Below are 21,327 nucleotides of genomic sequence, written 5' to 3' on the forward strand. Positions count from 1 at the left end.
ACGATGACACTTCTGTCGATCGAGGACCTCTCCGTCGTGATCCACCGCCCAGGACGCCGGGTCGCCGCGCTGAGCGGGGTGAACCTGAGCGTCGAACCGGGCGAGGTGGTCGGCCTGGTCGGTGAGAGCGGCGGCGGCAAGAGCATGGTGGCCCGCTCGATCGTGGGCCTGCTGCCCGGCGGCTCCCGTACGACCGGGAGGGTCCTGTTCGAGGGCACCGACGTGCTGACGATGGGCGCCGCCGAGCTGGAGTCCTTCCGGGGGCACGGCGCCGCGATCTGCTTCCAGAACCCGCGCGGCGCGCTCAGCCCCACCAGGACCGTCGGCCGCCAGCTCGTCGACCGGCTCGTCACCCACCAGGCGCTCGCCCCCGCCCCCGCGAGGGAGGTCGCCGCCAAGCTGTTCGAGTCGGTCGGCATCCGCAGCCCGAGGCGCCGGCTGGACGCCTACCCGCACGAGCTCTCCGGCGGTATGGCGCAGCGCGTCATGATCTCACTCGCCACCGGCTGCGCCCCCGGCCTGCTCATCGCCGACGAGCCCACCACCGGGCTGGACGTCACCCTCACCAGGGAGATCCTCAACCGCTTCCGACTCGCCGCGAACGCCGAGCGGCGCGGCGTCCTGCTCATCTCGCACGACCTCGCCTCCATCGCCGAGGTCTGCGACCGCGTCGTGGTGCTGTACGCGGGGACGGTGGTGGAGAGCGGTCCCGGACCGCAGGTGCTCGACGAGCCCGCCCACCCCTACACGCGGGCGCTGCTGCGCTCGGTGCCCGACATCGACGGGCGTGCGGTGATCGCCACCCCCGGTGCGATGCCGCTGCTCTCCGAGGCGCCCTCCTCCTGCCCGTTCGTACCGCGCTGCGCGCACGCGACGGAGCTGTGCGTGGCGGAGCGCCCGCACGCCCGGACCCTCTCCTCCGACTGGAGCGCCGCCTGCTTCCACCCCCGCTCAGGGCCCCTCACCGAGCCGCTCACCGAGCCGCTCACCGAGCCGCTCACCGGGCCCCTCGACGCCCCTTCCCCGTCGCTCACGGAGCCGCCCGCCCGTACGGCCGCCGTCTCGACGGGGGAGGGGACCCGCCCCGCGCAGGGAACGTCCTCCGGCGCGGGAACGCGCCCGGGAAAGGGGACGCGCTCAGGTGAGAAGACGGACCCGGGAGAGGGGACGCGCCCCGGAGGCGGGACGGGCGGGGAGGTGCTGCGCGTCGAGGACGCGCACGTCGTCTACGGTTCCCGTTTCGGCGGCGGGGGCCACCACGCCCTGCGCGGGGTCAGCCTCAGCGTCGCCGCCGGTGAGACCCTGGGCGTCGTCGGGGAGAGCGGCTGCGGTAAGAGCACCCTGGCCAGACTGATGCTCGGGCTGGTCGCCCCTTCCACGGGGAGGGTCGAGGTGGCCGGGCGGGTCCTGTCCAAGGTGCGCGGCCGGGAGCTGCGCCGTCTGCGCACCCGGGCACAGCTGGTCTTCCAGGACCCGGTGGGCTCGCTCAGCCCCCGGCGGACCGTGCAGGACGCGATCGGCGAGCCGCTGCGCGCCGCCGGGGTGCCCGCCGCCGAGCGCGTCTCGCGCGTCGCCGGAGTCCTGGAACGCATGGAGCTGGACCCGTCGATCCTGGGGCGGCGCCCGCACGAGCTGTCCGGCGGGCAGGCGCAGCGCGTCGGCATCGCCCGCGCGCTCGTCGGCGACCCCGACCTGATCGTCTTCGACGAGCCGACCTCGGCGCTCGACGTCACCGTGCAGGCGCAGATCCTGAAGGTGATCGCCGAGGTGAGCGGCGACCGCTCACGCGGCAGCGTCTTCATCTCCCACGACCTGGCCACCGTTCGAGGATTCTGCGACCGCGTCGTGGTCCTCTACCTGGGGCGGATCGTGGAGGAGGGGCCGGTGGAGGAGGTCTTCGGCAACCCCCTGCACCCCTACACCCGGGCGCTGCTGTCCAGCGCCCCGAGCCTCGGCGCCGGGTACGGCGGACCGCGGGTCGAACTGACCAAGGATCTGGAGGAGGCGGACGCCGCCGCGGGCTGTGCCCTCGCGCCGCGCTGCCCCTTCGCGACCGGCGAGTGCCGGCGGCAGGAGCAGGAACTCCGCCCGTACGGCGCGAGCCTGGTCGCCTGCCACCGCGCCGCCGAGATCCCCGCGCTGATCGAAAGGTGACACCCGCAATGCCCGACCCCAAGCACATCCGTCTGGCCGTCGACATCGGCGGCACCTTCGTCGACGCGATGGAGCTGGACACGCGCACCCACGAGGTGCGCTTCAGGAAGGCCTCGACGACTCCGGCGCGCCCCTGGGAGGGCGTGCTCGACGCGGTCACCGCGCTCGGCACCGACCTGTCGGAGGTGGAGCTGTTCATCCACGGCACCACCCTCGGGCTCAACGCCGTCCTGGAGCGGCGCGGCGAGCCCACCGGGATCATCACCAACGACGGCTTCCGCGACATCTTCCTCATCGGCCGGGGCAACGTGCCCTCCGACCACATGTACGACTTCCAGTACGAGCGGCCCGACAGCCTCGTGCTGCGGCGCCACACCGCCGGGGTGCGTGGGCGGCTCGACCACCGGGGCCGGGTGGTCGAGGAGCTCGACGCCGCCGGGGTGCGGGAGGCCGCCCGCGTCCTGGTCGAGGAGCGGGGAGTGGTGTCGATCGCCGTCTGCTTCCTGCACTCCTTCCTCGACCCCTCCCACGAGCGGGAGGCCGCCCGGATCATCCGCGAGGCGTACCCCCAGGTGACGGTCTCGGTCTCCACCGACATCGTGAGGGAGTACCGCGAGTACGAGCGGACCAGCACGACCGTCCTCGACGCCTACATCCGGCCGATCTTCGAGAGGTACGTGGACCGGCTGGAGCGCGGGCTCGCCGAGCGCGGCTTCGACGGGCGATTCCTGATCATGCGCTCCGGCGGCGGTTCCATGACGTCGGCCGTGGCCAAGACCTCCCCGACGCACACCGTGCTGTCGGGCCCGGCGGGCGGCATCGTGGGCGCGGCGCACATCGCCGCCGCCCTCGGTCGCCGGGACCTTCTCACCTTCGACATCGGCGGTACCTCGCTGGACGCGTGCGTGATCGAGCACGGGTCCCCGGTGGCCGCCTACGAGGCGCAGCTGGAGCACTTCCCGCTGCTGATCCCCACCTACGACATCCGCACGATCGGCGCCGGAGGGGGCTCGATCGCGTGGCTGGAGCGGGGATTGCTGAAGGTGGGGCCGCAGAGTGCGGGTGCCGACCCCGGCCCGGTGTGTTACGGCCGGGGCGGCACCCGCCCCACCGTCACGGACGCGGCGGTCGTCCTCGGCTACGTGGACCCGGACCGTTTCCTGGCCGGGACCATGGAGCTGCGGGCCGACGCCGCCCGCGCGGCGCTCGACGAGCAGGTGGCCGGGCCACTCGGGCTCAGCCCCGAGGCCGCGGCGGCGGGCGTCTTCGACGTGCTGCTCGCCAAGACCGTCGGCGCGGTCCGGCAGATCACGGTCGAGCGGGGACACGACCCCCGGGGCTTCTCACTGCTCGCGTTCGGCGGGGCGGGGCCGCTGCTCGCCCCGCTGCTCGCGGCGGAGATGGGCATCGGCGAGGTCATCGTGCCGTTCGCGCCCTCGGGCTTCTCCGCCTGGGGCATGCTCAGCGCCGACATCGTCGACGACTTCTCCCGTACGGTGATGGCCACCCTGGACGACGCCGACCTCGACGGGCTGGAGACGGTGTTCAAGAGCGTCGAGGCCGAGGCGGTCGCCTCCCTGGAGGCGCAGCGGGTCCCGGCGGACCGCATGGTCCTTGAGCGCCAGTTCGAGCTGCGCTACCTGGGCCAGGAGCACTCGCTCATCATCACCACGGGCCGCGACCTCGACCGCGACGCGATCAGGCGGGCGTTCGAGGAGACCCACGCGGCGCGGTACGGGCACGCGATGGACAACCGGGTGCAGATCCTCAACCTGCGGGTGCGCGGCATCGGTCGTACCGACAGGCCCGAGCTGGTGACGCGCCCGCCGGGCGACGGCGACGCGAGCCGGGCGCTGCTCGCCCGCAGGGACGCCTACGACTTCGGCACCCGCGCCACGGCGTCGTTCGCCGTTTACGAGCGCGCGCTGCTGGAGCCGGGTGACGCGTTCGAAGGGCCCGCCCTGGTCGACGAGGGCACCTCGACCACCGTGGTCCCCTCGGGACAGCGGGTCGAGGTCGAGGAACACGGCTACCTGCTGGTACGGCTTGTGGAGGCGACGGCATGACGGAGCGGCTGGACGGTGCCGGGGCGGACGGTGCTCGGCTGGACGGCGCGACCGCCGAGGTGGTGCGCAGTTACCTGCTCGCGGCGGCGGAGGAGATGCGGGCCACGCTGATCCGCACCTCCTTCAACCCGGTGATCTACGAGGTCCACGACTTCGGCATGTCGATGTACGACGCGGACCTTCGGCTGATCGCCGAGGCCACCGGGCTCACCTTCTTCCTCGGCGCCAACGACTTCTCACTCCGTAAAGGGGTGGAGTATGTGGGGCGGGAGAATCTGCGTCCCGGTGATGTGGTGTTGCTGAACTATCCATATTGGAACGCGGCACACGCGTATGACGCGACGTTGTTCTGCCCGGTTTTCATGGGTGCGGACCTGGTGGGTTTTTTGTGTGTGCGGGCTCACTGGATGGATCTGGGGGCGAAGGATCCGGGGTATGTGCTGGATTCCACGGACATGCATCAGGAGGGGATTATCTTTCCGGGGACGAAGGTGTTCTCGGAGGGGGTGGCGAATCGGGAGATCATTGAGTTGATCCGGTTCAATTCGCGGATGCCGGATCTGGTGATCGGTGATCTGAACGCGCAGGTCGCCGCGCTGCGCACCGGCGAGCGCCGCTTCCAGGAGATCCTGGAGAAGTTCGGCCGCCCGACCGTGGAGGCGGCGGTCCAGCGGATGGTCGAGGACGGGGAGGCGCGCACCCGCGCCGCCCTCGCCGAGTTGCCGCAGGGCTCGTGGACGGCGGTCGACTGGCTGGACGACGACGGGATCACCGAGGATCCGGTCCGCATGGAGGTCACCGTCACCGTCGCCGACGGCACCTTCACCGTCGACTTCGCCGGTTCCTCGCCCGCCACCGCCGGTCCCATCAACATGCCGTTCGGCGCGACCATCGCGATCTGCAAGGTCGTCCTGAAGGCGCTCACCTCGCCCGACGAGCCGTCCAACTTCGGCACGACCGTTCCCCTTGAGGTGCGGGCCGAACCGGGCACGCTCTTCCACGCCGTCTACCCGCAGCCGACGTTCACCCTGTGGACCGGCATCGTCGCGGTCGAGCTCATCCTGAAGGCGCTGGCGCAGGGCATGCCCGACCGGCTTCCCGCCTCCTCGGGGGGTGACGTGCCGGGGTTCATGATGGTCGGGATCCATCCGGAGACCGGGCAGATGTTCGCCGTCAGCAACAACGACCCGGTCGGCTGGGGTGCGACCCCGTCCCACGACGGCATGAACGCCGCCACCCACGTCTCGGGGAGCACGGGACGCATCACCCCGATCGAGGTTCTGGAGGCGAGGACCGGGATGTTCTTCGAGCGGGTGGAGATGCGTGAGGACTCCGGGGGTGCGGGGCGGCTGCGGGGTGGGGTGGGTTTGCGGCGTGACATTCGTTTCGTGGTGCCGGGGGAGTTCCTGTCGGTGATCAAGAAGACGAGGTCGCGGCCGTGGGCGCTGGAGGGCGGGCTGGAGCCCGAGCCAAATCAGGTGGTGGTCTTTCCCGGCACCGAGCGTGAGCACCGGGTGAGCACCAAACGGACCAGGGTGGAGGTCGGCGACCGGATCACGCTGCTCACGGCGGGTGGTGGCGGGCACGGGGATCCGCGCGAACGCGATCCCGACCTCGTGCGCCGCGACGTCGCCGAGGGCTACGTCTCCCCCGAGGCCGCCCGCGAGACCTACGGGATCGACGATGTCTGAGCCCGCCGCCTCCACGCCGTCCGGCTCCGTCGTCCCGGGGGCCGCCGTCTCCGACTCGTCCGGTCCCTCCACGCCGTCCGGCTCCGCCATCTCAGGGGTCGCCGTCTCCGACCCGTCCGCTCCCTCCGGCCCCGCGGCCCCGGAGTCCACCGGGCCCGCCGCCTCAGGTGGGCGAAGGACCGGCCGCGCGGGCGGGGGCCTCGGTCCGGTGGACGGCGCGACGGTCGAGGTGGTGCGCAGCCACCTCTCCTCGGTCGCCGAGGAGATGCGGGCCACGCTCGTCCGTACCGCCTTCAACCCGGTGATCTACGAGGTGTTCGACTTCGGCATCTCCGTCTACGACGCGGACCTCCGCCTGGTCGCGGAGTCGACAGGCCTGAGTCGTTTTCTCGGCGCCAACGACTATTCCATCCGTAAGGGGGTGGAGTATGTGGGGCGGGAGAATCTGCGTCCCGGTGATGTGGTGTTGCTGAACTATCCGTACTGGAACGCGGCGCATTCTTATGATGCGACGTTGTTCTGCCCGGTGTTCGTGGGTGCGGACCTGGTGGGTTTTTTGTGTGTGCGGGCTCACTGGATGGATCTGGGGGCGAAGGATCCGGGGTATGTGCTGGATTCCACGGACATGCATCAGGAGGGGATTATCTTTCCGGGGACGAAGGTGTTCTCGGAGGGGGTGGCGAATCGGGAGATCATTGAGTTGATCCGGTTCAATTCGCGGATGCCGGATCTGGTGATCGGTGATCTGAACGCGCAGGTCGCCGCGCTGCGCACCGGCGAGCGCCGCCTCAGCGAGCTGCACACCCGCTACGGCGGGGACGTCGTCGCCTCCGTCGTCGAGACCGTGATCACCGCCGCCGCCGAGTCCGCCGCCGAGGCCGTCGCCCGCCTGCCGCAGGGCTCGTGGACGGCGGTCGACTGGCTGGACGACGACGGGGTCACCGGGGATCCGGTCCGCATGGAGGTCACCGTCACCGTCGCCGACGGCACCTTCACCGTCGACTTCGCCGGATCGTCCGGCGCGACCGCGGGACCGGTCAACCTCCCGTTCGGCGCGACCATCGCGACCTGCCGGGTCGCGTTCAAGGCGATCACCACGCCGACAGAGCAGACCAACGCCGGGCACTTCGCCCCGCTGGAGGTGCGGGCCGAGCCCGGCACGCTCTTCCACGCCGCCTACCCGGCGGCGACCTTCACCCAGTGGACGGGGACGGTCGCCCTGGAGCTGATCTACAAGGCGCTGGCGCAGGGCATGCCGGAGCGGCTTCCCGCCTCCTCGGGGGGTGACGTGCCGGGGTTCATGATGGTCGGGATCCATCCGGAGACCGGGCAGATGTTCGCCGTCAGCAACAACGACCCGGTCGGCTGGGGTGCGACCCCGTCCCACGACGGCATGAACGCCGCCAACCACCTGTGCCAGACCCAGGCCCGCAACACCCCCGTCGAGGTTCTGGAGGCGAGGACCGGGATGTTCTTCGAGCGGGTGGAGATGCGTGAGGACTCCGGGGGTGCGGGGCGGCTGCGGGGTGGGGTGGGTTTGCGGCGTGACATTCGTTTCGTGGTGCCGGGGGAGTTCCTGTCGGTGATCAAGAAGACGAGGTCGCGGCCGTGGGCGCTGGAGGGCGGGCTGGAGCCCGAGCCAAATCAGGTGGTGGTCTTTCCCGGCACCGAGCGTGAGCACCGGGTGAGCACCAAACGGACCAGGGTGGAGGTCGGCGACCGGATCACGCTGCTCACGGCGGGTGGTGGCGGGCACGGGGATCCGCGCGAACGCGATCCCGACCTGGTGCGCCGCGACGTCGCCGAGGGCTACGTCTCCCCCGAGGCCGCCCGCGAGATCTATGGAGCCGAGGTCGTCCGATGAACGACATGGTCAACGACGTGGTCCTCGTCAACTGCACCGTCACCGACGCCCGCGCCGCCGGTCTTGCCGGCATGGCCTCGGGAGGTCGTACGGCGGGCGTCCCGTTCTCGGGCGACGCGGCCATTGGGCCGGAGATCCGGACGGCGGACGGGCAGATCACCGACACCGCGGTCCTGACGGCGGAAGGGCAGGGGCGGATCGCCGACGCCGCGGTGTGGATCCGGGGTGACAGGATCGCGGCCGTGGGTCCTCGCGAGCGGATCCTGGAGCGGACCGGCGACGCCCACCTGCTCGACCTGGACGGCGCGTACGTCACTCCCGGCCTGGTCAACATGCACACCCACCTGTCCCTGTCGCTCCCCGGCCAGGGAGGCGACAGCGTCAAGAACATGACGGCGCACGAACTCGCCCTCTACATGGCGGACGGCGCCCGGCGCACCCTGCACTGCGGGGTGACCACGGTGAGGTGTGTGGCCGAGAAGGACCACGCCGACTTCGCGCTGCGCCGGGCGATCGAGTCGGGCCGGGCGGTCGGCCCGCGCATCTTCACCGCGGGTCGCGCCCTGGTCTGCACCGGTGGCCACGGGCACGAGGGGAGCGACACCCTGGAGTGCGACGGCGCCGACGGGTTCCGGCGCGGGGTGCGCAGCCAGATCAAGGCGGGCGCCGACCTCATCAAGATCATGATCTCGGGCGGTATCGCCGGGGAACACGAGAAGATGGACACCCCGCAGCTGTTCTCCGACGAGCTGGCGGCGGCGCTGCAGACCGCGCACGCCTGGGGCCGCAAGGTCACCGCGCACGCGGGTCCGGCGGCGGTGATCGCCGAGGCCGTCGAGATGGGCCTCGACTGCGTCGAGCACGGTTACCAGCTCACCCCCGAGGTCGCGAAGAGGATGGCCGAACGCGGCACGTCCCTGGTACCGACGCTGCTCGTCACCCGTTGTAAGGAGTTCTTCGACGAACTCGGGGTGCCGGAGTGGATGCAGTGCCGCTCGCTCGGCGCCGGACCCCGCCACCTGGAGAGCTACGCCATCGCCCTCGACGCGGGGGTGGACGTCCTGCTGGGCAGCGACATGCCGCCGTTCTGGGACTTCGAGGGGACCAACGCCTCGGTACGCGAGCTGGAGTGCATGTCCGAAGGCGGTCTCGGCCCGGCCGGAGCGCTGTACGCGGGCACGCTCGGCCCGGTCCGCTGGCTCGGCGCCGAGGCCGACCTCGGCACCGTCGAGGTCGGCAAGTACGCGGACCTCATCGCGATGGACGCCGACCCGCTCGCGGGCACCTCGGCCTTCCGCGGGGTCCGCTGGGTGATGAAGGGCGGCCGGGTCGTCCGCGACGACCGGTCGGGATGGGAGAAGCAGTGAAACCCGATTCCGAGGTGGGCACCGACCTGATGGGAGAAGTCGTGAACACCGGGTCCGGTGCGGACGCCGATCTGATCTCGGCCGGCATCGACGACATGTACGACGCGTTCCTCGCGGCCGACCGCCACCGCTTCGACGGGCACCTGCACGACGAGGTGACCACCTGGGAGACGCATCTGCCGGGACCGCTGAGGACCCGGCGGGAACTCGACGCCTACCGCGACGAGAGGGACGGCTCGGGTGCGCGTCCCCGCCTCGACAGGCTGGAGGCCGAGGACAAGTGGATCGACGTGTGGGACGACACCGGCGTCGCCCGCTACGTGCTGGTCGCCCAGCTGCCGGACGGACCCGTCCAGCGCAGCCGGGTGACCGACGTGCTGCGCCGCGTCGGCGGAGACTGGCTCATCGTGCACCACCACTCAGAACTGCTCACGCCGTGAACCGGCGGCTGGTCGCCTACGAGCACGGCGAGCCCGAGGAGGTCCTCTCCCTGGCGGAGGTGCCCGAGGAGCGCGCCCCCGGCGACGGCGAGGTGAGGATCGCGGTGCGGGCCGTCGGGCTGAACTACCTCGACGTCATGCTGTGCAGGGGCACCTACCCCGTACGCCCGGATCCGCCGATGACGCCCGGCGTCGAGGCCGCAGGGACGGTGGTCGCCGCCGGGGCGGGTGCCGAGCACCTGGAGGGCAGGGCGGTCCTCGCCTGCCCCACCCTGCCGCACGGAGCCCTCGGCGACGTCGTCACCGTCGACGCCGCCCTCGTCGTGCCCTACCCGGCCGGGCTCGACCCCGTCACGGTCGCGGCGCTGCCCGTCACGTACCAGACCGCGTGGTTCGCGCTGCGCAGGGCCGGGCTGGCGGCGGGGGAGACGGTGCTCGTGCACGCGGGCGCGGGAGGTGTCGGCATCGCCGCCACCCAGCTCGCGCTCGCCTTCGGGGCGCGGGTGATCTGCACGGCGGGCGGCCCGGCCAAGACCGCACTGTGCCGGGAGAACGGCGCGGCCGAGGCGATCGACTACCTGGAGGTCGACTTCGCCGCCTCGGTGATGGACCTCACGGACGGCCACGGCGCCGACGTCGTCGTCGACCCCGTCGGCGGCGACGTCCTCGCGCGCTCGCTGGACTGCCTCGCCTTCGAGGGGCGCCTGGTGGCCGTCGGTGCGGCCGGAGGGTTTCCGCCGCCGGTCGACCCGATGGCGTTCGTCGCCGCCAACGCCTCCCTGGTCGGGGTGTCGTGGGGGTCGGCGTACCCGTGGCGGAGACCGGCCGCGGTGCGGGACGCCTACGAGGAGCTGTTCGCCCTGCTCGGCTCCGGCGCCGTACGGCCGCTCGTGTCGCGCGTGGTGGGCCTGGCGGAAACGCCCGCGGCCCTGGCCGACCTGGCCGAACGCCGTACGACAGGAAAGATCATGGTCCGGACGGGCTGAGGGAGGAAGCGGCATGAACGACATCAGTGGGAACGGCGACGGCGGCGACGGTGGCGACGGTGGCGACATGGAGCTGTACGACCTGCGGGTGGTGGTCGACCGCATCGAGGGCAGGTCCGTCTGCGGGATGGAGGTGGGCGACTGCTTCACGCTGGAGAACAGCGCCCACCTGCGCCTCCCCGACGGCGAGCACTTCTGCGTCTACGCGCTCGCCTCGGTCCTGCCGTTCCTCGCCGCCAAGCAGCGCGACCTCGCCGAGGGCGACTGGCTGGAGCGAGACACCCTGTTCACCTGCCCCGACCCGGAGGAGCGGCTGGTGATGCGGGTCGAGCGGACCGGGCGCCGCCGGATGAACTCCGCCGACCTGACCTGAGCCGACCTGACCTGAGCCGACCTGACCTGAGCCGACCTGACCTGAGCCGACCTGAACCGAGAAGGACCCGCGATGACCGGCGTTCCGGAGGGATCCCCGACGACCGCCGTGATCACGCGGCGATCCGCGACGACCGCAGACTGTGAGGAAGCCGTGACGACCGCCACCGGGCAGGAGAGCCCCCGATGACCGCCGCCGAGATCGGCCTCGGCCTGCAGAGCGACAAGCGGGCCGGTGACTACGCGCGGCTCGCGCGCCGCGCCGAGGAGCACGGCTTCGACGTGCTGAGCGTGTTCGGCGACCTGATGTACCAGCCGCCGATCTTCCCCCTGCTGGAGATGGCCGCCGCCACCGGGCGGGTGCGGCTCGGCACGGCCTGTCTCAACCCCTACTCCACGGCACCGTACGAGATCGCCGGGCAGCTCGCCGCCCTCGACCTCGCCTCGCACGGCCGCGCCTACCTCGGGCTGGCACGCGGCACCTGGCTCGGCGCGGTGGGCATCGCCCAGCCCAGGCCGCTCACCGCGCTGGCGGAGGCGGCGGAGGTGGTTTACCGGCTGCTCGCCGGTGACACCGGAGGGTACGAGGGGGAGATGTTCCGCCTCGCGCCGGGCACCGGGCTGCGCTACCCCGTGCACCGGCCCCGGCCGCCGCTGCTGCTCGGCACGTGGGGGCCGCGGGGGGCGGCGCTGGCCGGACGGGTCGCCGACGAGATCAAGGTGGGCGGCAGCGCGAACCCGGCGATGGTCGGGGTGATCCGCGAGCGGGTCGCGGCCGGGGCGGTGGCGGCCGGGCGCGATCCCGGCGAGATCGGCGTCGTCCTGGGCGCGGTGACCGTCGTGGACACCGACGGCGCCGCGGCCCGCGCCAAGGCGCGCGGCGAGGTCGCGATGTATCTCGCGGTGGTCGCCGACCTCGATCCGACCGTGGAGATCCCCGCCGACCTGCTCGACAGGGTGAAGACGTTGGTCGGGGAGGGGAGGGACGCCGAGGCGGGGCGGCTCATCCCCGACGACCTGCTCGACCTGTTCGCCTTCTCCGGCACCCCCGAGCAGGTCGCCGCGCAGGCCCAGGCCCTCATCGACGCGGGCGCGCACCGGGTGGAGTTCGGCACCCCGCACGGCCTCACCGACGACCGGGGCGTGGAGCTGCTCGGGGCCGAGGTGCTGCCGCTGCTGGACAGATCCCCCGCGGTGAGAGAGCGGTAGCCCGGTGCGAATCGCGACACCCTCGGGTGACGCTCCGTCATCTTGAAACCGGATGTCCCGAGAACCTTCCGTCCGGAAAGCGCACGGCCCGAATCATCTCACTCTGCTGATTTTCACTTGAGTTCAGTATGGGTGAACATAAGAGAGGAGAAGGAGATGATGTGACGAGTGAACGCGCCGGGGGTCCGGCAACGGAGATGTCGGACGTGACGGCCGCGGGGGCCGGGGGCCTCGGCGATCTCCATGACACCGGCGGTGACGTGGACCGCGCCCCGCGCCGTGACCTGGGCGGATACGAAGGATCCGGTGGCCGTGGCGGCCTTGGGGAGACCGGTCTGCCCGGTGAGCGGGAGGCGCTCGCCGCCGACGCCGAGTCCGCACGACAGGCCAGGGCCGCCGGAAGGCCGGTGTGCCGCCGCGCGGAGTTCCTCGTCCCGCCCGCCCCCGCCACCTCCCGGCACCCCGAGCTCGCCTACTTCGCCGGCAACTCGCTCGGCCTCCAGCCCCGCGCGGCCCGCGCCGCGATCTCCGCCGAGCTGGACGACTGGGCCATGCACGCGGTCGAGGGCCACCACCGCGCGGCGCACCCCTGGTTGCCCTACCACGCGGAACTGCGCGAGGACGCCGCGGCGCTCGTGGGCGCGTTCCCCGACGAGACCGTGGTGATGAACTCCCTCACGGTCAACCTGCACCTGATGATGGCGACCTTCTACCGCCCGGCGGGTGAGCGCACCCGCATCGTGATCGAGGACCACGCCTTCTCCTCCGACAGCTACGCGGTGCGCAGCCAGGCCGTACACCACGGCCTCGACCCCGACGAGACGGTGGTCCGCCTGCGCCCCCGCGAGGGCGAGGACTGCCTGCGCACCGCCGACATCGTGGACTACCTGGCCCGCGAGGGGCACCGGGTGGCGCTCGTGCTCCTGGGCGGGGTCAACTACCTGACCGGTGAGTTCCTCGACATCCCCGCCGTCACCGCGGCCGGGCACGCGGCCGGGTGCCGCGTCGGCTGGGACCTCGCGCACGCCGCGGGGAACGTGCCGCTCGCGCTGCACGACTGGGACGTGGACTTCGCGGCCTGGTGCTCGTACAAATATCTCAACTCAGGTCCCGGCGCCGTCGCCGGATGCTTCGTGCACCGGCGCCACGTGACCGATCCCACGCTGCCCCGGCTCGCCGGATGGTGGAGCACCGAGGAGGCGACCCGCTTCGAGATGCGGCCCGAGCTCGTCCAGGTACCCACCGCCGACGCCTGGCAGATCTCCAACCCGCCGATCCTCGCGATGGCCCCGGTACGGGTCTCGCTGCGGATGTTCGCCGAGACCGGGATGGCGGCGCTGAGGGAGCGGAGCCTGGCGCTCACCGGCTACCTGGAAGGGCTGCTCGCCGAGGTGGTCCGCGACCGCCCGCTGCAGATCGTCACGCCCGCCGACCCGGCCAGGCGCGGAGCCCAGCTCTCCCTCCGGGTGACCGGCGGCGTCCCCGGCGCCGATGACGCCGCGAACCTCGCCGCCCGGCTGCACGAGGTCCACGGCGTCCTCGCCGACGTGCGGCGCCCGGACGTCATCCGGCTCGCCCCCGTGCCCCTGTACTCCACGTTCCACGACTGCTGGCGGGCCGCCGACGCGCTCGCCAGGGAGGTGAGCCCGAGATGAGGTCCCCCGGCGAGGTCGCCGTGGTCGGCGCGGGGCTGGTCGGCTGCCTGACGGCCTGCTACCTGGCCCGCCGAGGCTACGAGGTCACCCTGTACGAGCGCAGGCCCGACCCGCGCGAGGCCGCCCCCGAGCGCGGACGCTCGATCAACCTGGCGATCTCCGAGCGGGGGATCGACGCGCTGCGCCGGATCGGGCTGGACGAGACCGTTCTGAAGGCCGCGCTGCCGATGCCCGGCCGGATGATGCACGCCCCCGACGGCACGCTCAGCTTCCAGCCCTACAGCGCGGGAGGGCAGCGGGCGATCAACTCCATCAGCCGCTCCGAGCTCAACCGCACCCTGCTGGACGCCGCCCTCGGCATGCCGGGGGTCCGCGCGCTCTTCGAGCACCGGCTGACCGGACTCGACGTCGACTCGGGCCGGATGGACTTCGACACGCCCGGCGGTCCCGTCACCCGCACCGCCCAGGTCGTGCTCGCCGCCGACGGCGCCTACAGCGCGGTACGGGGCCGGCTGCAGTTCCTTCCCGGCTTCGACTTCAGCCAGGAGTACCTCGACTACGGCTACAAGGAGCTGACGATCCCGGCGCGCGACGGCGGGTTCGCCCTCGACCCGGGCGCGCTGCACATCTGGCCGCGCGGCAAGGCGATGATGATCGCCCTGCCCAACCCGGACAGGTCCTTCACGTGCACGCTGTTCTGGCCCAAGTCGGGGCCGGGCAGCTTCGCCGAGCTGGACACCGCGGAGCGCTTCGAGGAGTTCTTCGCCGCGAACTACGCCGACGCCCACGCCCTCATGCCCGACCTCGCCGACGACTACGCCCACAACCCGATCGGGCACCTGGTCACCATGCGGGCCCGCCCCTGGCACGTACGCGGCACAGGGGGAGCGGCGGTCGGCCTGCTCGGAGACGCGGCCCACGCGATCGTCCCCTTCTACGGCCAGGGCGCGAACTGCGGCTTCGAGGACTGCGTGGAGCTCGACCGCTGCCTGGAGGAGGCCGGCGACGACTTCCCCCGGGCCCTCGCCATGTACGGGGCCCGGCGCAAGGAGCACGCCGACACCATCGCCGAACTCGCGCTGGAGAACTTCGTCGAGATGCGCGACAAGGTCGCCTCCCGGTCGTTCCTGCTGCGCAAACGCGTCGAGCACGGCCTGGAACGGCTGCTGCCCGGCGTCTACGTCTCCCGCTACGAGCTCGTCTCGTTCAGCACGGTGCCCTACGCCGAGATCCAGCGGCGCATCTCCCGCCAGCGCGGGGCGGTCGCCGCCGGGGCACTCGGCGCGCTGGCCGCGGTCGCGCTGGCCACCCGCGCCCTGCGCCGCCGCTGACCACCTCCGCGCGGTCGCTCGCCGAGCGTCCCGAGCCGCTGTCGGCCGCGTCGTGCGGTCGCCCGGCGAGCGTTGCGCGCGGGGGCCGTCCCGCGTGGTCGTGACGTCCTGCCGTGGCGGTGGATCGCTCCGCGCCGGATCGCCTTCGCGCCCGGCGGGGAGGGAGTCAGAACAACCGGGGGGTCACCACGGACACGACCGTGGTGACCCGGTCGGTGTCGTTGAACATGCTGTGCGGGACGGTCGATCTCAGGTGGACGCTGTCGCCCGGGTACAGCCGGTGCTCGACGCCGTCGACCTCGTACAGCAGCTCGCCCTCCAGCACGAAGGCGAACTCCTCCCCGGCGTGACCGTAGGAGTTCTCGCGTTTGCCGCCGGGAGCGATGTGCACCAGCAGCGGTTCGAGCACCAGGTTCGGGCCCCTCGCCGAGAGCATGCGGTAGGTCTGCTGGCCCGAGATGTATTCGGTGGCGGCCGTCGCCGAGCGGGTGAGCGTGAAGTGGCTCGGCAGATGGGAGACCGGGGCGCGCGTCTCCTGCGTCTCCTCCTCGGGCGGCACGTCGTTGAAGAACTCCGCCACGCTGCGGTCGAGCGCGGTGGCCACGCTGTTGAGCGCGGTGAGGCCGATGGAGGAGATCCCCCTCTCGACCTGCGAGAGGAACCCGATCGAGAGCCCGGAGTGGGTGGCGAGACCGCGTAGTGTCAGACCGCGTTCCTTGCGGAACTGCCGCATCCGGGCTCCGACGGCGTCGTGGCGGTCCAGCTCCTCACCGCTGTGACGCTCCGATGTGCCCACCTGCGGCTCCCTCCGTCAGGCAGCGTGACCGCCTGTTCGCTCTAGCTAAACATATTTCATAACAAGAGTCGTCCCGCGTCAAAAAGGAGTCGGAAATGGCAGACGGTGATGCCCGGCAGCGGCCTGCGGGGCCCTCGGCGCCGCAGGATCCGCCGGTGTTCCTGAGCGACGTCCCCGGTTCCTATCCGTGGCGCGTTCTTCATGAACGGCACCCCGCCCTGATCGAGAAGGTCCGCACCGCCACGCCGTACGACCTCGGGGCGAACCGGGCGCTCGACCTGCTGCTTGAGGAGATCGAGGGGGTGATCGAGCCGCTTGAGGAGTCCGCGCACGACCGTGACCTGTGGGAGAGCTGGGACCGGGGCCATGTCGGGCGGCGGTGGGACGACGCGCCGTTCCTGTGGGCGGAGAGTTACTTCTACCGCAGGCTCCTGTCCGCGGTCGGCTACTTCGGGCCGGGACCGTGGCGAGGCGTCGACCCGTTCGAGCCCTTCAAGCAGGCCGAGCTGTTCGGCGAGGCCGTCGACGAGGAGCTTCGCGAGCTCGACGCGGTGGCCGCGCTGCCCTCCGCGGAGCGGGCCCAGGCGCTCGTTCTGAGGGCGCTGTGGGGGAACCGGGCCGACCTGGTGTTCCGGGTCGCGGCCGGCCCCGAGCTCGCCGGGAGGGAGTCCGGGCTCCTCGCCGACGACAGCGCGCTCCTGTGGTCACTCGTCGACGGCGAGGAGGCCGGTCGCGGGGGGCTCGCGAGGATCTGCCTCGTCGCGGACAACGCCGGGAGCGAGCTGCTGCCCGACCTCGTCCTCATCGACCACCTGCTGCACGCCAAGGGAGCGGGCAAGGTCGTCCTGCACGTCAAGCCCCTGCCGTACTACGTGTCCGACGCCACCCCGGCCGACGTCCTGGCCTGCCTGCGCAGGATGGCCGCCGCCGGTGGCGAGGCGGGAGAGGTCGCGGGGCGGCTGCGGGCGGCGCTCGGGTCGGGCAGGCTGCTCATGCGGGCGTACGCCTTCTCCTGCGCGCCCCTGCCCTACCGGGAGATGCCTTTCGGTATGCGGGAGGACTTCGCGACCGCGTCACTCACGATCATGAAGGGTGACCTGAACTACCGCCGTCTCGTCGGCGACAGGGCCTGGCCGCACACCACCCCGTTCGCCGAGGCCACCGCCTACTTCCCCGGCCCGGTCGTGGCGCTGCGCACCCTGAAGTCCGAGGTCGCGGTCGGCCTGGACGGAGACGTGGTCACGTCGCTGGAGGCCACGGGCCGCCCTTGGCTGACCACCGGCGCCCACGGCCTCATCCAGGCCAGAGCGTGAGCGGCGGGGGTCAGCCGGAGTTGGGGATGATCGGGCCCTCGCTCGCCTGGACGAGGACGAAGCCCTCTCCCCTGAACGCGAGCTGCAGAGCCTCGCCGCTGCCTCGCCCGATCAGAGCCCCCGCCTTCATCGTGCGGTTGACCCCCACGTGCAACCCCGCGCTCCAGCACACCGCGGACTGGCCGTCGGCGAAGGTCGGCGCCTGGGAGGTGTCGAGGAGCACGGGGGCGCCGTGCGCGGTGACCGCCACCCAGCCGGTGCCCTTGAGCGTGGTGTTGAACAGGCCGCCGGTGGCGACGCCCGCGCCCTGGACGCGCTGGATGTCCCAGGTGAGCTGCGGGTCGAAGGCGAGCAGGTTGGTGCCGTTGACGGTGAGCGCCTCGTCCTCCAGGTAGAACAGGTGCACGTCGGTGGCGTTGTCGGCGAAGAAGATCACGCCCTGCCCCCGGACGCGCATCAGCGGCGCGCCCTCCCCGCTGACCATCTTCTTCAGGAAGCGGCCGACGCTCCCCGCGCCCTCGTAGTCGAAGTCCATCTGTCCTTGGAAGGCGACCATCGACCCCTGCCGGGCGAGCACCTCCCCGTTCAGCCGCACCCGCAGCATCTTGGCGTTCTGCAGGGCGAAGTGGCCGGGGAACCGGTCCTGGTCAAGGTTTCCGAAGAACGAGCTGCGCACGGGAGATGCCTCTCAGCGTCGGGGACGTCGCATGGTGAACGGTCGCATGGGATTGACGAACCCGGCCACCCGGGAGTTCCCTTCAGTGGCTCCGTTTGAGCATCGCGTCCGCGAGCGCGTCGGCGGCCTCGCCGAGCCGGCGGCCCACCGCGTCGAGCCGCGACAGCAGCTCGCGCCTGCGCAGGGTGTCCATGGTCAGCCGCTCGGCGAACAACTCGGCGAGCCGGGCCTGGTAGAGCTGGCGGACGCGACTGCACGCCTTGCGGGTGGCGAGCACGGCCCCGGTGACCGAGGCCGGGTCGTCGATCATCTTCAGTACGGCGCCCTCCAACTCGTCGAGACCGTCGATCACCGCCCGCAGCGGCTCGACCGCGAACCGCACGTCCTGTGGCCCGAACAGGTCGATCTCGCGCACGCAGTCGCGTAGCTGGTCCAGCACGTCGTCGATCGAACGGGAGAGCCTGAACAGGTCCTCCCTGTCGAGAGGGGTCGCCAGCACCCGCCGCAGGATCCGTACCAGCCGGGCTCTGGCCTCGTCCCCCTCGTGCTCCACGTCGGCCATCCGGGCGCGTGCCTTCGACCGTTCGATCTCGCCGTCCGCGACCGAGAGGGCGAGCACGGCTCCCGCCCGCGCGATGGCGACCTGCTCCCTCACCAGAGAGACGATCCGCCGCCCCGACCGGCCGCGCAGGTCGTCCCAGGCACGCGCGAACCTCCGGGTGCGGCCCTCGGTGCCGCTCACATCAGCCTCAGCGCGAGACCGCCGAGACAGCCCAGCGCCATCGACGACGGCAGCGTGACCAGCCATGCCGTACCCACGTTCACGACGCCCTGCCATCGCACCCTCCTCGTTCCCTCGCTCGTCGCCGCGCCGACCACCCCCGCGGTGATCGACTGGGTCATGCTCACCGGGCTTCCCAGGGCCGAACTGCCGAGGACGGCGCCGGTGGCCGCCGTCTCGGCGGAGACGATGTGCAGCGGGCGGGTGATGACCACCCCGCGGCCCAACCGGCCTCCGACGCGGATCAGACTCGTCAGGGCACCGGCGAGGAAGAGCGCCACGAGGGCGGCCATCCACACCGGCGGGACCTCGACGGGCCCCACCCCGCCGAGCCCGTGACGGCTCACGCCGATCGCCACGCTCACCACCGCGATCATCTTCTGGCCGTCGTTCACCGCGTACGCCACGCACTGGGCCGAGTAGGCGAGCAGGTGGGTGGTGAACACCAGTCGCGGCATGCGACGGTAGGACGGCACGTGGTGCGACAGGGCCCCCAGCAGATAGCCCAGGACCAGCCCGGCGAGGGGCGCGCAGGCCCCGATCGCGAGGACGGTGCCCAGGTCCCCCCACGACACGGAGAGCCCGGCGCCGAGTCCCGCGCCGCTGATGCCGCCGATCACCGCGAGGGTGAGGCTGGTCGGCAGGCCCCTGCCGGTCAGCACCGCGACCACCGCCACCGCGATCACCACTCCCACCAGGAACGCCGCCGCGCCGCCGCTCGTCCCGAGCCCGGCCAGCCGCTCGGTGAACGTGCGCGCGACCGCGACCCCCAGGAGGTACGGGACGGCGAAGAGCACGGCCACGAGGAGCACGGTGACCGCCCATCCGGGGGAGCGGGGGAACCTGAGCCCGAGACCGATGATGGTGGCCCCGTCATTGGCCCCGCTGGCCAGCACGAAGAGGATCGCCACGGCGGCGAACGCGAGGGTCCATCCCATCAGCGGTGATACCGCCGTTCGCGCCTCGCGCCCGCGCCGCACTCGCGTCCCGGATGCCTCGCCGTCACGCCTCCCCCTCGCCCCCGGAAGCGCGGAGGGCACTGGCGGTGCGAGAGACGGGGGCGGCGAGGGTGGCGAGGGGGCGCGCGCGGCCGGTGTCGCGGAGACGGTGGCGGGTCGGCCTTCCGAGAGGTCGAAGAAGACCCGGGGAGCGTCCGTGGCCACGTCTCGGCGGACTCGCGCGCATTTATGCCCCTTCAATGAGAAAGCTTTATTTTTAGGTTAACAGAGGGTAAACGAAGGGGGAATTGCCGCTGACGTACAGATGACATCCTGTCTTCGCCGGTACGCGACCGGCGGGAAGTGGCCGGGCGGGACGCGCGGAGGCGGACGTCGCCACGAGCGGGTACGGCGAGGTTGTTACGATCGGCCGGTGCCGAGGCGGGGAGGTGGAGGGTGGGCGAGCGCCCCTACGTGCTGCTGAGCTGCGCGATGTCCGTCGACGGATACATCGACGACGAGACGCCACGACGGCTCCTGCTCTCCAACGACGAGGACTTCGACCGGGTCGACGCGGTCCGCGCCACCTGCGACGCGATCCTGGTCGGAGCGGGCACCGTCCGCCGCGACGATCCGCGACTCCTCGTCAGGTCGCCCGAGCGTGCGCTGGAGCGGGTCGCGCGCGGCCTGCCGCCGTCTCCCGCGAAGGTGACGCTCACCGCCACCGGAGACCTCGACCCGGGCGCCGCCTTCTTCACGGCCGGTGACACGGAGAAGATCGTGTACGCCGCGCCGGCGGCGGTGGCGAAGCTCGCCGGGCGTCTCGGCGGGGCCGCCGAGGTGGTCGACGCCGGTGCCCCGGGTGCCGCCGTCGGCACGGGCGGCACGGTCGACCTGGGCCGTGTCCTGGGTGACCTGTACGGGCGGGGGGTGCGCCGCCTGATGGTCGAGGGCGGCACCTCCGTGCACACCCGCTTCCTGCGGGAGGATCTCGTGGACGAACTCCACCTCGTCGTCGCGCCGTTCTTCGTCGGCGATCCGGCGGCCCCGCGTTTCGTCGGGGGCGGGGAGTTCCCCCGTGACCGCGATCGCAGAATGGACCTGGCGGAGGTCCGCAAGATGGGCGACGTCACCCTCCTGCGCTACCAGATTCGTCCGTAGTGCTCCGGCGTTCAGGCCGGTGTGAAGCGGACTCGCCCGCGTAGCGGGGCAGGAAAAGCCGATCCGCCGCCACGGCGGATCGGCGTCCGGTCAGGCTCGGACGGGGCGGTTCTGCTGCTCGATGTACCGGCGCAGGACGCTGATCGGTGCGCCGCCCACGCTTCCGGCGAAGTAGGAGCCCGACCACAGCTTGTTCGCCCGGTAGTAGTGGCGGGCCAGTTCGGGGAACTCGGTTCGCATCCGGCGGGAGGAGACGCCCTTGAGGCTGTTGACGAGCCGGGACAGGGCGATCTTGGGCGGGAAATTGACCAGCAGGTGAACATGGCTGGCCTCGCCGTTGAACTCGGCCAGTTCGGTCTCGAAGTCGGCGCAGACGTCCCGCATGATCTGTTCCAGGCGTTCCAGGTGTGCCCCGGTGAACACCCGATGCCGGAACTTGGTCACGAAAACCAAATGGGCATGAAGGACAAAAACACAGTGCCTGCCGGTTCTGATGTCTCCATGTTCGGCCATAGACCAATGGTAGG

General features: G+C 71.8%; 18 protein-coding genes. 13 read left to right on the top strand and 5 right to left on the bottom strand.

Going from position 1 to position 21,327, the window contains the following annotated elements; all coding sequences use genetic code 11:
* Positions 1-3 precede the first annotated feature (3 nt).
* From ACIBH4_RS28830 to ACIBH4_RS28880, 11 genes are all read left to right on the top strand, one after another.
* The gene (locus tag ACIBH4_RS28830) at positions 4-2,154 is read left to right on the top strand and encodes an ABC transporter ATP-binding protein (protein WP_362770057.1); all 2,151 of its coding nucleotides are present in this window, start codon (positions 4-6) and stop codon (positions 2,152-2,154) included.
* A gap of 8 nt (positions 2,155-2,162) precedes the next feature.
* Positions 2,163-4,220, top strand: coding sequence for a hydantoinase/oxoprolinase family protein (locus ACIBH4_RS28835; RefSeq protein ID WP_362770054.1), 2,058 nt, complete (start codon positions 2,163-2,165; stop codon positions 4,218-4,220).
* Complete coding sequence (locus ACIBH4_RS28840) at positions 4,217-5,911, top strand: hydantoinase B/oxoprolinase family protein (protein WP_399173163.1); 1,695 nt, start codon at positions 4,217-4,219, stop codon at positions 5,909-5,911. The genes ACIBH4_RS28835 and ACIBH4_RS28840 overlap by 4 nt, the downstream gene beginning before the upstream one ends.
* Positions 5,904-7,775 carry a hydantoinase B/oxoprolinase family protein gene (locus tag ACIBH4_RS28845; protein WP_362501836.1) on the top strand — a complete coding sequence of 624 codons (1,872 nt, stop codon included), beginning with the start codon at positions 5,904-5,906 and terminating at the stop codon, positions 7,773-7,775. The genes ACIBH4_RS28840 and ACIBH4_RS28845 overlap by 8 nt, the downstream gene beginning before the upstream one ends.
* Positions 7,772-9,142, top strand: a complete 1,371-nt coding sequence (locus ACIBH4_RS28850) for an amidohydrolase family protein (RefSeq protein ID WP_362501838.1) — start codon at positions 7,772-7,774, stop codon at positions 9,140-9,142. Before ACIBH4_RS28845 ends, ACIBH4_RS28850 begins: the two co-directional genes overlap by 4 nt.
* Complete coding sequence (locus tag ACIBH4_RS28855) at positions 9,139-9,582, top strand: DUF4440 domain-containing protein (RefSeq protein ID WP_362501840.1); 444 nt, start codon at positions 9,139-9,141, stop codon at positions 9,580-9,582. The genes ACIBH4_RS28850 and ACIBH4_RS28855 overlap by 4 nt, the downstream gene beginning before the upstream one ends.
* Complete coding sequence (locus ACIBH4_RS28860) at positions 9,579-10,568, top strand: zinc-binding dehydrogenase (RefSeq protein WP_362501842.1); 990 nt, start codon at positions 9,579-9,581, stop codon at positions 10,566-10,568. Before ACIBH4_RS28855 ends, ACIBH4_RS28860 begins: the two co-directional genes overlap by 4 nt.
* Before the next feature lie 13 nt (positions 10,569-10,581).
* Positions 10,582-10,941, top strand: a complete 360-nt coding sequence (locus ACIBH4_RS28865; protein WP_362501844.1) for a TIGR04076 family protein — start codon at positions 10,582-10,584, stop codon at positions 10,939-10,941.
* A 185-nt stretch (positions 10,942-11,126) separates the two neighbouring features.
* Positions 11,127-12,149: an LLM class flavin-dependent oxidoreductase gene (locus ACIBH4_RS28870; protein WP_362501846.1), complete on the top strand. Its 1,023-nt coding sequence runs from the start codon at positions 11,127-11,129 to the stop codon at positions 12,147-12,149.
* Positions 12,150-12,310: 161 nt separating this feature from the next.
* Positions 12,311-13,804 (top strand): kynureninase, encoded by a 1,494-nt coding sequence (kynU, locus tag ACIBH4_RS28875; protein ID WP_362501848.1) that lies wholly within the window; start codon positions 12,311-12,313, stop codon positions 13,802-13,804.
* Entirely contained in the window at positions 13,759-15,135 is a 1,377-nt protein-coding gene (locus ACIBH4_RS28880) for an NAD(P)/FAD-dependent oxidoreductase (RefSeq protein ID WP_362502241.1), read from the top strand. The genes kynU and ACIBH4_RS28880 overlap by 46 nt, the downstream gene beginning before the upstream one ends.
* A 166-nt stretch (positions 15,136-15,301) precedes the next feature.
* On the opposite strand, the gene ACIBH4_RS28885 is transcribed toward ACIBH4_RS28880, so the two are convergent.
* Positions 15,302-15,931: a cupin domain-containing protein gene (locus ACIBH4_RS28885; protein WP_350947333.1), complete on the bottom strand. Its 630-nt coding sequence runs from the start codon at positions 15,929-15,931 to the stop codon at positions 15,302-15,304.
* A gap of 95 nt (positions 15,932-16,026) precedes the next feature.
* Here ACIBH4_RS28885 and ACIBH4_RS28890 point away from each other — a divergent pair, with 95 nt between their 5' ends.
* Positions 16,027-17,244 (top strand): damage-control phosphatase ARMT1 family protein, encoded by a 1,218-nt coding sequence (locus tag ACIBH4_RS28890; RefSeq protein ID WP_362765267.1) that lies wholly within the window; start codon positions 16,027-16,029, stop codon positions 17,242-17,244.
* A 10-nt stretch (positions 17,245-17,254) separates the two neighbouring features.
* On the opposite strand, the gene ACIBH4_RS28895 is transcribed toward ACIBH4_RS28890, so the two are convergent.
* The 3 genes from ACIBH4_RS28895 to ACIBH4_RS28905 form a co-directional block, all read right to left on the bottom strand.
* Positions 17,255-17,920 (bottom strand): AIM24 family protein, encoded by a 666-nt coding sequence (locus ACIBH4_RS28895; protein ID WP_362501852.1) that lies wholly within the window; start codon positions 17,918-17,920, stop codon positions 17,255-17,257.
* A gap of 82 nt (positions 17,921-18,002) precedes the next feature.
* The gene (locus ACIBH4_RS28900; RefSeq protein ID WP_350947336.1) at positions 18,003-18,662 is read right to left on the bottom strand and encodes a DUF47 family protein; all 660 of its coding nucleotides are present in this window, start codon (positions 18,660-18,662) and stop codon (positions 18,003-18,005) included.
* The gene (locus tag ACIBH4_RS28905) at positions 18,659-19,639 is read right to left on the bottom strand and encodes an inorganic phosphate transporter (RefSeq protein ID WP_362501854.1); all 981 of its coding nucleotides are present in this window, start codon (positions 19,637-19,639) and stop codon (positions 18,659-18,661) included. Before ACIBH4_RS28905 ends, ACIBH4_RS28900 begins: the two co-directional genes overlap by 4 nt.
* 456 nt (positions 19,640-20,095) lie before the next feature.
* Between ACIBH4_RS28905 and ACIBH4_RS28910 the strand changes: the two genes are divergently transcribed.
* Positions 20,096-20,800: a dihydrofolate reductase family protein gene (locus tag ACIBH4_RS28910; protein ID WP_362765264.1), complete on the top strand. Its 705-nt coding sequence runs from the start codon at positions 20,096-20,098 to the stop codon at positions 20,798-20,800.
* A gap of 90 nt (positions 20,801-20,890) precedes the next feature.
* Here ACIBH4_RS28910 and tnpA read toward each other — a convergent pair whose 3' ends face one another.
* Positions 20,891-21,313: an IS200/IS605 family transposase gene (gene tnpA / locus ACIBH4_RS28915; protein WP_362501859.1), complete on the bottom strand. Its 423-nt coding sequence runs from the start codon at positions 21,311-21,313 to the stop codon at positions 20,891-20,893.
* Positions 21,314-21,327 lie beyond the last annotated feature (14 nt).

Origin of the sequence: Streptosporangium sp. NPDC050284, assembly GCF_044459525.1 — a bacterium.
Classification (GTDB): domain Bacteria; phylum Actinomycetota; class Actinomycetes; order Streptosporangiales; family Streptosporangiaceae; genus Streptosporangium.

What these genes read in the sequence shown, in the direction of transcription:
- ACIBH4_RS28830 (WP_362770057.1), top strand. Translation starts at nt 4, where the DNA reads ATGACACTTCTGTCGATCGAGGACCTCTCCGTCGTGATCCACCGCCCA.
- ACIBH4_RS28835 (WP_362770054.1), top strand. Translation starts at nt 2,163, where the DNA reads ATGCCCGACCCCAAGCACATCCGTCTGGCCGTCGACATCGGCGGCACC.
- ACIBH4_RS28840 (WP_399173163.1), top strand. Translation starts at nt 4,217, where the DNA reads ATGACGGAGCGGCTGGACGGTGCCGGGGCGGACGGTGCTCGGCTGGAC.
- ACIBH4_RS28845 (WP_362501836.1), top strand. Translation starts at nt 5,904, where the DNA reads ATGTCTGAGCCCGCCGCCTCCACGCCGTCCGGCTCCGTCGTCCCGGGG.
- ACIBH4_RS28850 (WP_362501838.1), top strand. Translation starts at nt 7,772, where the DNA reads ATGAACGACATGGTCAACGACGTGGTCCTCGTCAACTGCACCGTCACC.
- ACIBH4_RS28865 (WP_362501844.1), top strand. Translation starts at nt 10,582, where the DNA reads ATGAACGACATCAGTGGGAACGGCGACGGCGGCGACGGTGGCGACGGT.
- ACIBH4_RS28870 (WP_362501846.1), top strand. Translation starts at nt 11,127, where the DNA reads ATGACCGCCGCCGAGATCGGCCTCGGCCTGCAGAGCGACAAGCGGGCC.
- ACIBH4_RS28890 (WP_362765267.1), top strand. Translation starts at nt 16,027, where the DNA reads ATGGCAGACGGTGATGCCCGGCAGCGGCCTGCGGGGCCCTCGGCGCCG.
- ACIBH4_RS28905 (WP_362501854.1), bottom strand. Translation starts at nt 19,639, where the DNA reads ATGGGATGGACCCTCGCGTTCGCCGCCGTGGCGATCCTCTTCGTGCTG.
- tnpA (WP_362501859.1), bottom strand. Translation starts at nt 21,313, where the DNA reads ATGGCCGAACATGGAGACATCAGAACCGGCAGGCACTGTGTTTTTGTC.